This is a genomic window from Pseudomonas sp. GW821-FHT04D07 (assembly GCF_059420225.1).
Genome location: NZ_JBWKTH010000005.1, coordinates 19,988 through 33,930 on the forward strand (window position 1 = coordinate 19,988; position 13,943 = coordinate 33,930).

General features: G+C 58.0%; 12 protein-coding genes. 8 read left to right on the forward strand and 4 right to left on the reverse strand.

The window, feature by feature from the left end:
• Nucleotides 1-491 precede the first annotated feature (491 nt).
• The 8 genes from argP (at nt 492) to AC07T0_RS08930 (ending at nt 8,489) form a co-directional block, all read left to right on the forward strand.
• Nucleotides 492-1,388 (forward strand): HTH-type transcriptional regulator ArgP, encoded by an 897-nt coding sequence (gene argP, locus AC07T0_RS08895; protein ID WP_495000813.1) that lies wholly within the window; start codon nt 492-494, stop codon nt 1,386-1,388.
• 415 nt (nt 1,389-1,803) lie between these two features.
• On the forward strand, nt 1,804-3,090 hold the full coding sequence (locus AC07T0_RS08900; protein ID WP_495000814.1) for a cation:proton antiporter: 1,287 nt from the start codon (nt 1,804-1,806) through the stop codon (nt 3,088-3,090).
• 133 nt (nt 3,091-3,223) lie between these two features.
• Nucleotides 3,224-4,183 carry a chlorinating enzyme gene (locus AC07T0_RS08905; RefSeq protein WP_495000815.1) on the forward strand — a complete coding sequence of 320 codons (960 nt, stop codon included), beginning with the start codon at nt 3,224-3,226 and terminating at the stop codon, nt 4,181-4,183.
• A 24-nt stretch (nt 4,184-4,207) separates the two neighbouring features.
• Nucleotides 4,208-4,477, forward strand: coding sequence for a phosphopantetheine-binding protein (locus tag AC07T0_RS08910; protein ID WP_495000816.1), 270 nt, complete (start codon nt 4,208-4,210; stop codon nt 4,475-4,477).
• Between the two features lie 4 nt (nt 4,478-4,481).
• Nucleotides 4,482-5,249 (forward strand): thioesterase II family protein, encoded by a 768-nt coding sequence (locus AC07T0_RS08915; RefSeq protein WP_495000817.1) that lies wholly within the window; start codon nt 4,482-4,484, stop codon nt 5,247-5,249.
• A complete protein-coding gene (locus AC07T0_RS08920; RefSeq protein WP_495000818.1) occupies nt 5,236-6,831 on the forward strand; it encodes an amino acid adenylation domain-containing protein in 1,596 nt (531 codons plus the stop codon). Before AC07T0_RS08915 ends, AC07T0_RS08920 begins: the two co-directional genes overlap by 14 nt.
• Nucleotides 6,818-7,288: a YbaK/EbsC family protein gene (locus AC07T0_RS08925; protein WP_495000819.1), complete on the forward strand. Its 471-nt coding sequence runs from the start codon at nt 6,818-6,820 to the stop codon at nt 7,286-7,288. Before AC07T0_RS08920 ends, AC07T0_RS08925 begins: the two co-directional genes overlap by 14 nt.
• A 13-nt stretch (nt 7,289-7,301) precedes the next feature.
• A complete protein-coding gene (locus AC07T0_RS08930) occupies nt 7,302-8,489 on the forward strand; it encodes an acyl-CoA dehydrogenase family protein (protein WP_495000820.1) in 1,188 nt (395 codons plus the stop codon).
• 177 nt (nt 8,490-8,666) lie between these two features.
• Here AC07T0_RS08930 and AC07T0_RS08935 read toward each other — a convergent pair whose 3' ends face one another.
• The 4 genes from AC07T0_RS08935 to AC07T0_RS08950 all read right to left on the reverse strand — a co-directional run bounded on the left by AC07T0_RS08935 (nt 8,667) and on the right by AC07T0_RS08950 (nt 13,933).
• Nucleotides 8,667-9,587 (reverse strand): substrate-binding domain-containing protein, encoded by a 921-nt coding sequence (locus AC07T0_RS08935; RefSeq protein ID WP_495000821.1) that lies wholly within the window; start codon nt 9,585-9,587, stop codon nt 8,667-8,669.
• Between the two features lie 17 nt (nt 9,588-9,604).
• Nucleotides 9,605-11,590 (reverse strand): methyl-accepting chemotaxis protein, encoded by a 1,986-nt coding sequence (locus tag AC07T0_RS08940; protein ID WP_495000822.1) that lies wholly within the window; start codon nt 11,588-11,590, stop codon nt 9,605-9,607.
• 169 nt (nt 11,591-11,759) lie between these two features.
• Nucleotides 11,760-12,608 carry an IclR family transcriptional regulator gene (locus AC07T0_RS08945; RefSeq protein ID WP_495000823.1) on the reverse strand — a complete coding sequence of 283 codons (849 nt, stop codon included), beginning with the start codon at nt 12,606-12,608 and terminating at the stop codon, nt 11,760-11,762.
• A gap of 59 nt (nt 12,609-12,667) precedes the next feature.
• Nucleotides 12,668-13,933, reverse strand: a complete 1,266-nt coding sequence (locus tag AC07T0_RS08950; protein WP_495000824.1) for a CaiB/BaiF CoA transferase family protein — start codon at nt 13,931-13,933, stop codon at nt 12,668-12,670.
• Between the last annotated feature and the right edge of the window lie 10 nt (nt 13,934-13,943).

Here is a 13,943-nt window from a genome sequence, read left to right on the forward strand (position 1 = left end):
CGCCCACTTGTTAAATCATGAATCGTGTCGATGGTTACGCCGTCTGGCTCCAAAGCAGTCGTCACGCCGATAATCTGGTTGCCCGAATCGGCATAGCTGCGACGGCACCTTTTCCGTCGCTCCACGCCCCCCCACGCTGCGGATGGTGAAACTGGAATTCGGCAGATTTGGGGGCTTGTTTGGCGAGGGGCAAAGGAGCTATTCTGTGCCGAATAAAAATATAGTCGTTAGAACTATAACGGCGTAAGGGCAGATAGCGCGACCTGTATCGAAAACAATACAGCTTCGATAGCCAACTGGATTTGGCATGCTCGCGATTTTGATCCGCCCGGTGCGGTGCCCTCGATAGTTCTCCTTATTCAAGCAATTCGATTTTCGGATTATTGCCAGTGTGAAATGCAGGTTGATGGCGTATTGCCATGACCCTGCGAGCATTCACGACTATGCGTTATTAATTTTATTAATGCTTAATGGCTTACAGGGAGGTTGACATGCTGGATCGCCAACAGCTAGAGGCATTTGCCTGCGTCATAGAACATAAGAGCTTTGAACGCGCAGCATCGGCTCTTAATATCACCGGCGGCGCCATTTCACAGCGTATTAAGTCTCTGGAGAATTCCCTTTCAACCATCTTGATTATTCGAGAGCGCCCTATCCATCCTACCTCAGCCGGCCAGGCCTTATTGCAGCACGTCTCGGCGCTGCGTTCGCTTGAACATGATGTTCTGAGGTTGCTTTCGCGGAAAAACCACGCAAGCTCAAAAATTGCCATTGGCGTGCATCCCGATTCACTCAATACATGGTTCGCACCGCTCTTGATCGAGTTGATGCGCACGGAACAGGTTTGCGTAGAAATTATCTCCGATGATCGTTGCCATAGCCTGAATATTCTCAAGCGCGGTGACGTGCAAGGCTGTGTCTCGGTCGTTGCCGATACGCTCGATGGTTTTGAGGTCCAGCCGTTGGGGGCAATGGAGTATTACTGCGTCAGTACACCTGACTATATGCGCCGCTACCTGGCCCAAGGCATGGGGGTGCATTCCCTGCTGGACGCGCCGGCAATCACCCGAGGGCGCAACGACACGCGCCATAGCGCTTTTCTGCGCATATTGCTCGGTGTCACGATCGAGCGATTTCCTTGTCATTATCTGCCGTCATTACCCATGGTTCAGGACGCTGTCCTGGCGGGGCTTGGCTACACGCTGATGCCAGCGGATATCGCTGCGCCGTTTCTCGAGGACGGACAGCTGGTCAACCTGATGCCGCAAAGCAGTTATAGAGAACCCCTTTACTGGCATAGCTGGATGAACCACTCGCTCGTCAATGATCTGGTGGGGCAACGGATCATTGATACTGCTAGCAAATCCCTTCACTCCACGTCCTGTTAAGCAAATCTTCAACAACGTCAAGTCCGTTAAGCGTTACTCGCATCCCCTTAAAAAATCTAACGCTCGGTTTTGCTTAAATGTTTGTGCGTAGAATAAGTGAAATCGAGACACGTGGAGTGAGGATCACGGTATTGTAAAAAATGCTACACAACATGCATAACACGCCCCCTCATGTCGCACGATGCACTATTGAATTAGCTGATTGATAACCCTGGATAACGACGCATGGAAGCGAGTCCTTGCACAAAATTTTTCAGCCTTGTGGATTGTGTCGCCGAGCCATTCAAGGTGCACAGGCCAAGTAGTGTTTTATTGTTTTAAAAAATTAATTGGAGTCCAGTAAAGCCAGACTCATGCCTGGCATATTTCGCATCTGAACTGTCAGATATATCGCCTCATCCACAGGATACTTGTTATGAACTTCCTGATTCAGGCGTCGTTAATCTTCAGCCTACCTTTTTTGTTTTGGTTACCGCTGCGTCGCTTCTTGCCGTTGGTACTGATACAGATCCTATGTGGGATGTTAATCGGCCCGAGCCTTTTCGGCCGCCTGGCCCCGGAGCTCTATAGCGCGGTATTTCCACCCAACACAGCAGTCGCCTTATCAAGTCTCTCGGCGTTGGCGATTGTCTGCATTGGTTTTATCGCCGGATTGGAACTGGAGCTCGATGAACTCAAGCACCAGGCTCGTCAGGTACTGCGCGTCGGTTTCTTGAGTTACCTCATTCCTGCCCTGGGGGGCGGTGTGTTTGCCTGGTGGGCCGGGGGCCAGTGGCCAGAGTTGATGGGCGGGCACACAACGCTATTCGTCTTCGCCGTCGCAGGTTCGATCTGTTTCGGCGTAACGGCCCTGCCCGTCCTGGCGGCCATCCTGCACGAGATGAACCTGTCCAGCAGTCGGCTCGGCCGAATGTCGCTGAGTTTGGCCGCCATCAATGACCTGCTGCTGTGGAGCTGCCTGACTATTCTGATGCTTGCAACCTCACAACCAAGCACCTCACACAGCCGTTGGATCTGGTTGCTATGCCCAGTACTGGTGGCAATCGGGTTCATGCTTCGTCCGTGGCTGCGCAAGTGGCTGGACCGCCTGACTCAGGCAACGGAGCTATCGACGAGTGCGTTAAGCATTGTGCTCGTGGGCCTGTTCTTATCCGCCAGCCTCAGTGAAATGCTCGGTTTGCATGCGGTGATTGGCTCTTTCATTTTTGGGATGCTCCTGCCCCGAGCTCTTCGTCGGTACTTCACAAAGCTGACCGCCCCGTTCAGCAATGCGGTGCTGCTGCCATTTTTCTTTGTTTCGGCGGGACTCAGCCTTGATGTGACAGCGCCCCCACCCTGGATGTTTTTTACGCTCAGCGTACTGGTGGGGAGCGGGTTGAAAATCATAAGCACAGCGCTCCCCGTACGCGCCTGGGGCTGGAGTTGGCGCGAAGCGTTGCAGCTGGGGGCGCTGATGCAAAGCAAGGGGCTGATGGAGATCGTGGTGCTTCGCGCTCTTTACGACGCAGGAATCATTTCGCAAAGCTGCCTAACGGCGCTTCTGCTAATGGCATTGGTCTGTACCGCGTTGGCGATGCCGCTGACGCGCGGACTGACGCCGCAAGTCAGCCAGAATCTCACCGAGCCCCACGAACCTACTGCCGCCCTGGGGCAGGCAGAAAGAGGCCCTGGACGATCACAAGGTGCGGGTCTCGCTGGCTGAAACCAGAAACAGCAAGGCGGTCGCCTCAGCGCTGCAAAAACACCTGCCGCAGGTTTCTAACAACATAAAGAACTACCTAGATAGAAGCATGAATGATTAACCGTTTCACCCACCCAACTAACTGAGGTTTTACATGGAAGAGCAAGCGCGTTGCCGCAATCTTGATTTCAGTCTCAGCCAGGAAGAATTGGAAAAATTTCACCGCGACGGTTACATAGGGCCTTTCGACCTTTATCAAAAGGACGAAATGGAGAAGAAGCTGCAAGCCCTCCGGCCCAAGCTGATCAATACCAAGAAAGCCATTTACAGCCAAGACAAGGCAGTCTCCGGGGCTACCAACCTGGCTAACTATGATCGTCACCTGGACGTTGACTTCCTCGCCGAGCACATCACCCGAGCGGAGATCGTTGATCGGGTCGCGAGTATCCTAGGTCGCGATACGCTCTGCTGGCGCACCGAGTTTTTCCCCAAGTATCCCGGTGACGAAGGCACCGATTGGCACCAGGCCGACAACTTCTCCAACGTGGCCGGTTCCAAGCATCCGCAAATCATCTGGCCGGAAGATGCCCAATTCGGCGGCACCATCACAGTCTGGGCCGCACTCACCGAGGCCAGCGTGGAAAACGGTTGTTTGCAGTTCATCCCGGGGACCCACCGGACCATGAACTACGATGAATCGAAGACCATGGAATACGACGCCGATGCGATCAACAAACTGGAAAAGGGTGGCGTGCGCCGCGGCTTCTTTGGTTACGACTATCGACAGTTGCAGAAGGACCCTAACTGGAGACCTGACGAAGCTAAAGCTCAATCGATGGTCATGCGTCAAGGCCAGTTCATCATCTTTTGGTCCACCCTGATGCATGCCTCCCATCCCCACAGCGGTTTGACTGAACAGATGCGCCTGGGTTTCGCCGCCCGCTACCTACCCACTTCGGTCCGTGTCTATCCTCACTCCGACACCCTCGAAGAATTCGGCGGCCAGACCAGCCTGGAGAAATTCGGTTGTGTGTTGGTATCGGGCGAAGACACTTTCCATCACAACCGTTTTGTTGACCGCACCTGCAACGACTTTCAGTTTCCACGGCGCTGAGCCCCTATCAGAGGAGAACGAACCATGAGCAACGTCGCAGAAATCGGCAAAATTGAGCTTTGGTTGATCAGCACCTGTCGTGAGTTGGGGCTACGCATAGTAGACGCCGGGAGTGACTTCTTCGAGGTCGGCGGGACTTCTCTCAGTGCCATCAAGCTGATTGCCAAGGCAGAGGAGCATTTCGGCGAGGACACCCTGCCCCCCGAAGACCTCTTCGCCCAAGGCCGGATACAGGACATTGCCGCCTGTATCCAGCGCAACAGCATGCACCTCAATGCATTGACGGAGAGTTGAGGTTATGTCCGGGCCTTCGTACGACGAGCGCTGGCTGCTGGTTCCCAAGCCACTCGCCCATCCACGCCTGCGCCTGATTTGCTTTCCCTACGCGGGTGGCAATCCGGATCTGTTTCGTAGCTGGGTGGAAGATCTGGATGCCGATGTGGAATTGCTCGCCGTACGTCTGCCCGGACGCGGTTGCCGGATAAAAGAGCCGCCCTACCAGAACTGGTCATCACTGCTCGAAGACTGTCTGCGGGCACTGGCGCCGTACCTGGATTCGCCGCATGCGTTCTATGGGCACAGCTTTGGCGCACGCTTGGCCTACGAACTCAGCCAACAGACCCGACACCTCTATCCCGGCCAGACCCAATTGTTGTTTATCAGCGGCTGCCGCAGCCCGGCCAGCCCGCAAGCGCAGCCCTATCTGCATCAACTCAGTCCAGAGGACTTTCACCACGCCTTGCAGACCATGGGCGGTACGCCGCCGGCGGTCCTGCAAAGCGAGATGCTCATGCGCCTGATGCTGCCGGTACTGCGCAGCGACATGCAGCTCTCGGAGATCTGGAGCGACTGGCACCCTGCCCCGCTGGAGATCCCTATCCATGCCTACTTTGGCAGCCTGGATCCCATCGACCGGCACGCCAGCATGATCGGTTGGGCCAAACATAGCTCCCGCGCCTTCGAGCTGATTGAGATCGAGGGTGGACATTTCTTCCTCGACAGCCATCGCCAGCAACTGCTGAAAAGCATAACCGCACGGATGAGGGACCAGCATGGAAACGCTTGAATACAGTACTTCGGCACTAACCCTGCACACTCACATCAACCAGACACAGGAGCCCTACCCCGATAGCGCCAGCGTCGGCGAACTGTTCGCCGCCGTCGCCGCACGCTCGCCCCAGGCTGTGGCGCTGATCTGCCAGGAGCGTGAACTGAGCTACCAGCAGTTGAACGCGCAAGCCAACCTGCTCGCCTGGCACCTGATCGCCGAGGGTGTCCAGCCCGGCAGCGTGATAGCGGTGAGCCTGCCTCGCAGCCTGGACCTTATCATCTCTCTACTGGCGATTCTCAAGGCCGGCGCGACCTACCTGCCGCTGGATCCGGTCTGGCCGCAAGCGCGCATCCATGAACTGTTCAGCCAGGCGCACTGCACTTGCCTCTTGGGCAACGCTGACGCCAGGCACGACCCGCGCTTCGCAGGTTATCAGGTGATCATCCTCGAGGCGCTGCAAGGTGCAGCCGAGGCCAGCGCAAACCCACCTACGACGACGAATGCCGACAGCGTCGCCTACATCAACTTCACCTCAGGTTCCACTGGCAAGCCCAAGGGCGTACCGACTCTTCACCGCGGTATCACCCGGCTGGTGTACAACGCTCGATACGTCTCGCTGAATGAACAAAGCCGCCTGCTACAGCTGGCGCCCGTCACCTTTGATGCCGCCACCTTCGAAATCTGGGGCGCGCTGCTGCTCGGCGCTACTTGCGTGTTGTACCCGGAAGCCTTCATTCGCGTTTCGAGCCTGCAACGGCTGCTGCAGGCACAGCGCATCAGTGTGCTGTTCCTCACCACCGCGTTGTTCAACACCCTGATCGACGAAGCCCCCCAGGCACTGGCCAACGTCAGCACTGTGCTCACCGGCGGCGAAGCCCACTCCCTAAGGCATATGGCCAAGGCAGTGGCGCTGTATGGACCACAAAAGATTGTCAGCGTCTATGGGCCAACCGAAAGCACCACCTTTGCTACCTTCTACCCGGTCCGCGAACTGCACAGCGAAGACAACGCGCTGCCCATCGGTCTGCCGATCCAGAACACCCGGGTGTACCTGATCGATCAAGGCCGCCTCTGCGACAGTGGAGAAAGCGGCGAGGTCTGCCTCGCCGGGCCAGGCCTGTCACCAGGCTACCTGGGGTTGCCGGAAATCAGTCGCGAACGTTTTTTTGAATGTCGCATCGGCGATCGGCAGGAGCGTCTCTACCGCACCGGTGACCGCGGTTACTTGCGCGACGACGGTACGCTGGTATTTCAAGGGCGTCAGGATGACCAAGTGAAGATCAATGGCTTTCGCATCGAGCTGGGGGAAGTCGCCTATCATCTCAACAACCACCCGCAGGTGCGCCAGAGCTTTGTCACCGTCAGCGAGTCGGCACAGGGGGAAAAATCCTTGGTCGCCTTTGTCATCGCCGCCAGCGAAGACTGCAACCCGCTACGCCTGCGCCAGGAGTTGGCCACCCAACTCCCGACCTACATGGTCCCGAGCCGCATCCAACTGTGCCACAGCCTGCCGCTCTCGGCGACCGGCAAAGTCGATCGCCAGCGGCTGCTAGCCACACTTCAGTCATCAGGAGCACCCGCTTATGAGCATCAGTAAACGCGCCCAGCAATTTCAGGACATCCTCCATCAACGGGGCCACGCCCTGACCGTTCAGGAGCTGCCCGAATCGACCCACACCGCCGACGATGCGGCCCTTGCCCTTGGCTGTGAAAAAGCCCAGATAGTCAAGTCGCTGGTCTTTCGCACAGCGGCCAACGCCCCCGTACTGGTGCTTGCCAGCGGCCCCAACCGGGTGAACGAAAAAGCTATTTCGCGACTGCTCGGCGACAAGATTTCCAAAGCCGATGCCGACTTTGTCAAGGAGGTGACCGGGTACGTCATCGGCGGCGTTCCACCGCTCGGACACAAGCAAGAGATCACCCTGTTCGTCGATGAAGACCTGCTTACCTTCGATGAAGTCTGGGCCGCCGCCGGCACCCCGAACGCGGTCTTCAAAATCTCCGGTCGCTTGACGGACATCCTGCCCACCCACCGAGTGATATCGGTGAAATGAAGATAAGCCAAACATGCACAGCCCCTATCTGAACGACGAGCAACGAGATTTCGCCTTGTATGTGCGGCAGATCCTGGTGGACCAACTCCTGCCGCTGGTACCGGCCGCCGAGGAGCGCGGGCACCTCTGCCCCCAAGCCTGGCAAACTCTCGCAGAACATGGTTTGCTCGGCCTGCCGCAGCAAGGCGAAGGTTTTATGCGAAGTGCCGTATTCCTCGAGGAACTTGGGGCGCTGGGTTATGCCGGCATTCGTGCTGCCGTGGGCGTCCAGGCCTACATGGCCAGTGCATACCTGGAACTGTTCGGCAACGATGAACAGCGCCAGCGATACCTGCCAGGGATTCGCCAAGGACGCATCATCACCGCCCTGGCGATCACCGAAGAGCAGGCCGGCAGCGATCTCAGCCAGTTGCGCTGCCAAGCCCTGTCAACGGCAAAGGGGTTCATCGTCGACGGAGCCAAACGCTACATCGCCAATGGTTCGCAGGCGTCACTGATCGTCACCCTGGTGCGCAGTGGTGAGGGCCGCCATGCCTTGGGCAGCAGCAGCCTGCTGTTGATCGACGGCACCAGCCCAGGGCTGAACAGACAAGCACTGCCGATGCTGGGCTGGCGCAGCGCCGATATTTGCGACCTGGATTTCCAGCAACTCAAGGTGCCCACGCGACAACTTCTGGGCAAAGCCGGCAAGGCCTTGATCTACCTCATGCAGGGCCTGGACTTCGAGCGCCTGGTTGCCGGACTGTTGGCACTGGGCGGCGCCAACCACAGTATCTCGCTGCTCGAACGCTTCGTGCGTCAGCATCAGCTGCAAGGTGCCCCCTTGAGCGACAAGCAGAGCGTCAGGCACCGGTTGGCAGACCTGATCGGCGAGCAACAGATGCTCCGACACTACGCCTATCAAATAGCATGGCAGTACAGCCAAGGCCAACTCGATACGCGCTCCGCGTGCATTCTCAAGTTGCGTGCCAGCGAACTCGCGCTAAACGCGGCTCAGGCGTGTGCGCAGTTGCACGGAGCACGGGGTTATCAGCTTGATTCAGAGGTGGCGCGCCTGTACCGCGATGCCATGGCCGGCACCATCGCCGCCGGCGCCAGCGAGTTGATGCGCGACATGATCTTCGACAGTACTCCAGCATACGGATCGAGCAGTTGTCACCAGGACTCACGCTCAACGAGCGGGCATGCAACCCTGCGATAAACAGGTCAAAACCGGGCTTGCCATCCGGGCCGCGCAATCAACCCCGTCCGGAGAGTTTTCAAAAGCAAGGCGCTCAGGATACCCGCGCAATTAGTCGCGCCTAGGCTATTGGCCAAGCCTTGCGGATCAGTGTCACAGGAGGGGTCGCCGCCCCTATCCCATCCTGATGCACCGGGCTTATTCAAACTGCTGGCGATTTTCCGGGGTGATCAGTTTGAATGGCACCCAGATCAGCGGTGAGTCCAGGGGCTCGCCCCGAGCCAGGCGCAATGCAACCTCCACCGCGCCATTAGCCTGGCCGATGGCGTCCTGGAACACGCTCACGGCCATCTTGCCGTCAGCCATCAGTTTCAAGCCATCAGGAGTGCCATCAATGCCACCGACCCAATAGTCTTTGGCATTTTTGCCGGCCTTTTCCAGACCCATGATCGCGCCAATGGCCATCTCATCGTTATTGGCAGCGATGATCGAAAAGTCTACGCCCGCCTTGACCCAATCGATGACAATGGCGGCCGCCTGGCTACGCTCCCAGTTACCGACCTTCTTCTGCACCACTTTCATGTTCGGGTATTTGGCGACGACCTTTTCCACGTCTTCGGTGCGCATCAACGAGGATTTGTTGCTTGGGTCCCCCACCAGGATCACCACATTGCCCTTGTAGTTGGCGCGGCGGGCCAACTCTTCCATTTGCAGTGTGCCCGACTCCAGCTCATCGGATCCGACGAATGCCGTCTGTGCCGGCCACTTATCGGGGGCCGGGTTGCGGTTTACGAACACCAGCGGGATTTTCGCCGCACTGGCCAAACGCAGCATTTCAGGGGCGCTCTTGGCATTGACCATCGCGACCACTATGGCGTCCACCTTGGAATTGACCAGATTACGAAACTGGCGCATCTGCAACTCGGCACTGTCATGACCATCCTCCATGAAGATATCGGTATCCAGAACGGCGGCGTGTTTCTGCACGCCATTGCGCAGGATGGTCTGGAAGTTGTCATCGTATTTGGCCATGGCCACGCCCAACAGCGGCGTAGCGGCCTGGGCCAAACCGGCAGTAAGGAAACTGATACCCAAGGCAAGCGTCAACCACTGTTTCATGTTCGGTCTCCCCGGCGTCATACGCTGAAATGATGGAGCAGTTCACGCTGCACCTTGGCCATGTCCGACAGGCCCTGGCTGCTGCTTGCCGTACGCTCGGCCCCCTCGGCGGCCTGTTGGGCGGAGTCGTTGATCTGGGTGACCATGCGGCTGGTTTCTTGCACCGTGGCGCTCTGTTCCTCGGTGGCGGCAGCGATCTGAATGTTCATGTCACGGATGGTGCCCACCGCCTCGCCCATCGCCACCAGCAACTCATCGGCGCCAGAGGCCAACGTTACGCAGTTGTTGGATTGCACCTGGCTTTCGTTCATCACTTGCACGGCGGAATGAATCTTGCCCTGCATCTGACCGATCATTTCCTGGATTTCGCTGGTCGAAGCCTGGGTGCGGCTGGCCAGTGAACGCACTTCGTCAGCCACCACCGCAAAGCCCCTGCCTTGCTCTCCGGCACGGGCCGCTTCAATGGCGGCGTTGAGCGCCAACAGGTTGGTCTGCTCGGCAATGGTGCGAATCGCATCGACGATACTGTCGATGTTCTGGCCATATTTCTGCAGTTCGTCGGTGACCGCCGAAGCCTTGTTCACCTGCTCGGCCTGCTGGCGAATGTTGATGATCGTCTCGGCCACTCGCTGCTGCACCTTGTGAGTCAGTTCGCTGGTGTCGTCCACCGCGCTACGTGTGTCCTGTGCCCGCCGGGCGACTTCTTCGACGGTACTCTCCATCTCGGTCATCGCCGAAGCGGCGGAATGCAGACGATCTTTCTGTTCATCCACTACCCGCGTGGTCTGCTCACTGACCACCGCGTTATCGCTCGCGGACTGGGCCAGGCTATCGGCGGAGCCAATCAGCTCACGGAAGGTGGTCTGCAAGGACTGAGTCAGTTCGTTGAGGTAACCGCCGAGTTCACCGAATTCATCTTTGCGGCTGACATCGAAGCGCACCCGCATGTCACCCCGGGTAAGCTGCTTCAACACCTCGCGAAAGGCTGCCAACGGTCGACGCAAGCTGAAGGCCACCCACGTACCGATCACCAAAGCAGCCAACACCGCCAGCACGCAGACGATCAACAGCAGGCTGAGGCTATTGCTGATGGTGGCGTCGGCATCACTCTTCGCCGCGCTGGCCACGTCAAGAGACTGGCTACCGAATTCGCCGATCTTATCCAGAGTGGCCTGCAGACGGGTTTCCGTCGCCTGGCGTTGTTCGAGAACATGGTCGGCCAGGGTGGCTTCCTGCTGAAAGGCACGGTACAGCCCATCACTGCCGGTCAGGTCGTTGAGCAAACGATTGACCATGACCGCGACGATGCGCCCTACCCGAGGGTCAACGTCCAAAAACGCCTGAACCCGCGAGTTAATAACCTCGTCTTGCAGGTTAAGCAGACGCTGCAACGACACGATATCCGGCTTGGCGGCGTGGGCGGCCAGACTGTCGTAGGATTTGTTGACTTCCAGCAACAGCTTCTCCGCTGCGGCCAGGTGTTCATCGGCACCGGCACTGCGCTCACGGGCGATATAATCGCGCAGATAGCTGGTCAGTTGGACTCCCTGGCTGCTGCTGTAACCTTGCAACTCGTGGGTCTGGGCAACTTGCGCCACATATTGGCGATGGGTCTCCATCAGGTTCTGTGCCTGTTCGACATAAGCCGAACTGAGTTGGCGTTGTTGAGCAAGGTTGTCGCGTAGCCGCGGGTGATCGCCGATGTAGGTCGGAATACTCTCGAGCAATTGAGTAAAGCGCACCAGGCTGTCGTTGAACGGCTGCCTGCCGTCGTTGATCTGCTTGGGGTCGTTGCTGATAAGAATCGCCAACAGTGCCTGATTGGCCCTGAGGATATGAACGTAAAGCTCGCTGGCCGCCCGGCTCAACGGCGCGGATTGGCCGGTGATGATAGTCAAGCGTTCGCTGATCGAATGGGTACTTTGATAGCTGATGCCTACCATGGTGAGCAACACCACCAACAACAGGGCGAATCCGCCAATCACTCGCTGAAGAATGGTCATGGCTATCCTCTTTATTTTTAGTACGGACTCAAGCACGAGTGGCGGAGAGCACGAATCTTGGCGGTTTCTTGGTGACCTGAAATCTTATCGGCGTGGCAATGGTCAACTTTAGGCTCCGCCTGTTGACGCTGAGTACGGCAACAGGAAGTACGGCGGCACCCTGCCAGGCTTAGAGAGTCGCAGCCTGGATATTACTGACCATGTGCTTGAGCCTAGGCCCAATATCATCCTCCAGCTTGTCCCGCGGCAAAATAAAGCTCGGGCCGCCACAGTTGAACGCCAGGATGCCGTACTCGCTATGTATCAGCGGCACGGCGACGGAGTTGACATCCTTTGTCCACTCACCCAGTGACAGGCAGTAGCCGTAATCGGCGTAATCCTTGAAGCATTGCTCCAGGCCACGGCGGATCGTCAGCCATTCGGCGCTGTTGCGTTCACGAATATGATCGAGGATGAAGTCACGTTCGCTGTCCGGCATGGCCGCCAGGCATGCCCTCCCCGCCGAGCTCAAATGCAGTGGAAGGTAACTACCGATTTGCCGGCGCATGGTCAGGTTGGCTTCGCCCTGCACCACGTCCAGGTAAACCATCTGCATCCGGTCACGAGCTGCCATTGCCACGGCGGCACCCGCATAATTGGCCAGGCTCTGCATCAAAGGATGAGCCACTGCCCGGATAGACAGGTTCGACAACATTCCATAGCCCAGCGCCAGGACGCCAATATCCAGCTGGAATTTCGTCGAGTGGGGAACCGGCTTCAGGCAGCCCAGCTTGCACAGGGTGTGGGTCAGCCGCGTCACAGTGGGTTTGGGCAGCCCTGTTCGAGCCGCCAGGTCCTGGTTGCCCAGCACATGCGCGCCCGGGCCAAAACAGCGTAGGACCTCAATGCCTCGGGCCAACGCGGTAATGAAATTACGATCCTTGCCCTCCTCCTCGACGAAATCGAGCGAGACGCCATGGCTGGCCTCGTTTGTGCGCTGACGATCAATTTGATCGACCGATTCCGAGGGCTTTTTCATGGACTAACGCCTTAAATAATATTGCGAAAATATATTCCGCAGTGCGGAAATAAGCAATGTCAGCACGAGGCCGTCAACTCTTCAATGCCCTGGCCGCTTAACTGCTCGATAACGCCGAGGCCCTTGAGTTCCGCGAGCTGCGCGGCGCTCAACCCCAAGCGCTGGCTCAAGACACTGTCCGTGTGCTCGCCGAGCATCGGCGCCGGGCGCAGGTATTCAACCGGTGTGCGGGAGAACTTCATGGGGCTGCCCACGGTAACGAAATCGGCCTTGCGCGGATGAGGGATGGTCACCAGCATATCGCGGGCCTTGACCTGTGGTTCGGCCAACGCCGTTGCAATGTCGTTGATTGCCCCGACGGGCACCCCCTTGGCGTGAATCCGGGTCACCCAGCCTTGTGCCGTGCCTTGCAGGAAGTGCTCGGAAAGCATGCCAACGATGGCCTGTCGGTTGTTTACGCGGCTTGAATTGCGGGTAAACCGAGGATCCTCGGGCAACTCCGGCAAGCCAATGGCGTTGCACAGGTCAACGAACTGGGTGTCATTACCGCAGGCGATGATGAAGTCGCCATCGCTGGCCTTGAAGACCTGGTACGGAACGATATTGGCGTGGGCATTGCCGTACCGGCCTGGCGGTTTGCCCGAGGCCAGGTAGTTCTGGCTTTGATTGCACAGCGTGGCGATCTGCACGTCCAGCAACGCCATGTCGATGTACTGGCCCAGCCCGGTTTGATGCCGGCTCAACAGGGCAGCCTGGATGGCGACAGTGGAGTAAAGCCCGGTCATCAGATCGGAAAAGGCCACGCCAACCTTTTGGGCCCCGCCACCCGGCAGGTCATCACGTTCGCCGGTGATACTCATCAGCCCACCCAGCCCCTGGATAATGAAGTCATAGCCCGGCTCGCTGGCCCGCGGCCCGGTCTGGCCAAAACCGGTGACCGAACAGTAGACAAGGCGCGGATTGATCTCGGACAAGGTCTGGTAATCAAGCCCGTATTTGGCCAGCGAGCCGGCCTTGTAGTTCTCGATCAACACATCGCAGTCAGTGACCAGCGCTCGAATCAATGCCTGCCCTTCAGCGGAAGACAGGTCGAGGGCCACTGAAAGCTTGCCGCGGTTGGTCGATTGATAATAGGACGACTCCTGGGTCGACTCCCCCGCTTCATCCGGCATCCAGGGCGGTCCCCAGCCTCTGGTGTCGTCGCCGACCCTCGGCCGTTCTATCTTGATGACCTCGGCGCCCAGATCAGCCAGGACCTGGCCGCACCAGGGGCCGGCCAGGACCCGGCTTAAATCTAGAACCCGATAACCCGTCAAAGCACCCATTTCACTCACC

Bases quoted from the DNA above. Each gene is read 5' to 3' on its own strand.
- AC07T0_RS08900 (WP_495000814.1), top strand. From the start codon at position 1,804: ATGAACTTCCTGATTCAGGCGTCGTTAATCTTCAGCCTACCTTTTTTG.
- AC07T0_RS08935 (WP_495000821.1), bottom strand. From the start codon at position 9,587: ATGAAACAGTGGTTGACGCTTGCCTTGGGTATCAGTTTCCTTACTGCC.
- AC07T0_RS08950 (WP_495000824.1), bottom strand. From the start codon at position 13,933: ATGGGTGCTTTGACGGGTTATCGGGTTCTAGATTTAAGCCGGGTCCTG.
- AC07T0_RS08945 (WP_495000823.1), bottom strand. From the start codon at position 12,608: ATGAAAAAGCCCTCGGAATCGGTCGATCAAATTGATCGTCAGCGCACA.
- AC07T0_RS08930 (WP_495000820.1), top strand. From the start codon at position 7,302: ATGCACAGCCCCTATCTGAACGACGAGCAACGAGATTTCGCCTTGTAT.
- AC07T0_RS08940 (WP_495000822.1), bottom strand. From the start codon at position 11,590: ATGACCATTCTTCAGCGAGTGATTGGCGGATTCGCCCTGTTGTTGGTG.
- AC07T0_RS08920 (WP_495000818.1), top strand. From the start codon at position 5,236: ATGGAAACGCTTGAATACAGTACTTCGGCACTAACCCTGCACACTCAC.
- AC07T0_RS08910 (WP_495000816.1), top strand. From the start codon at position 4,208: ATGAGCAACGTCGCAGAAATCGGCAAAATTGAGCTTTGGTTGATCAGC.
- AC07T0_RS08915 (WP_495000817.1), top strand. From the start codon at position 4,482: ATGTCCGGGCCTTCGTACGACGAGCGCTGGCTGCTGGTTCCCAAGCCA.
- AC07T0_RS08905 (WP_495000815.1), top strand. From the start codon at position 3,224: ATGGAAGAGCAAGCGCGTTGCCGCAATCTTGATTTCAGTCTCAGCCAG.
- argP (WP_495000813.1), top strand. From the start codon at position 492: ATGCTGGATCGCCAACAGCTAGAGGCATTTGCCTGCGTCATAGAACAT.
- AC07T0_RS08925 (WP_495000819.1), top strand. From the start codon at position 6,818: ATGAGCATCAGTAAACGCGCCCAGCAATTTCAGGACATCCTCCATCAA.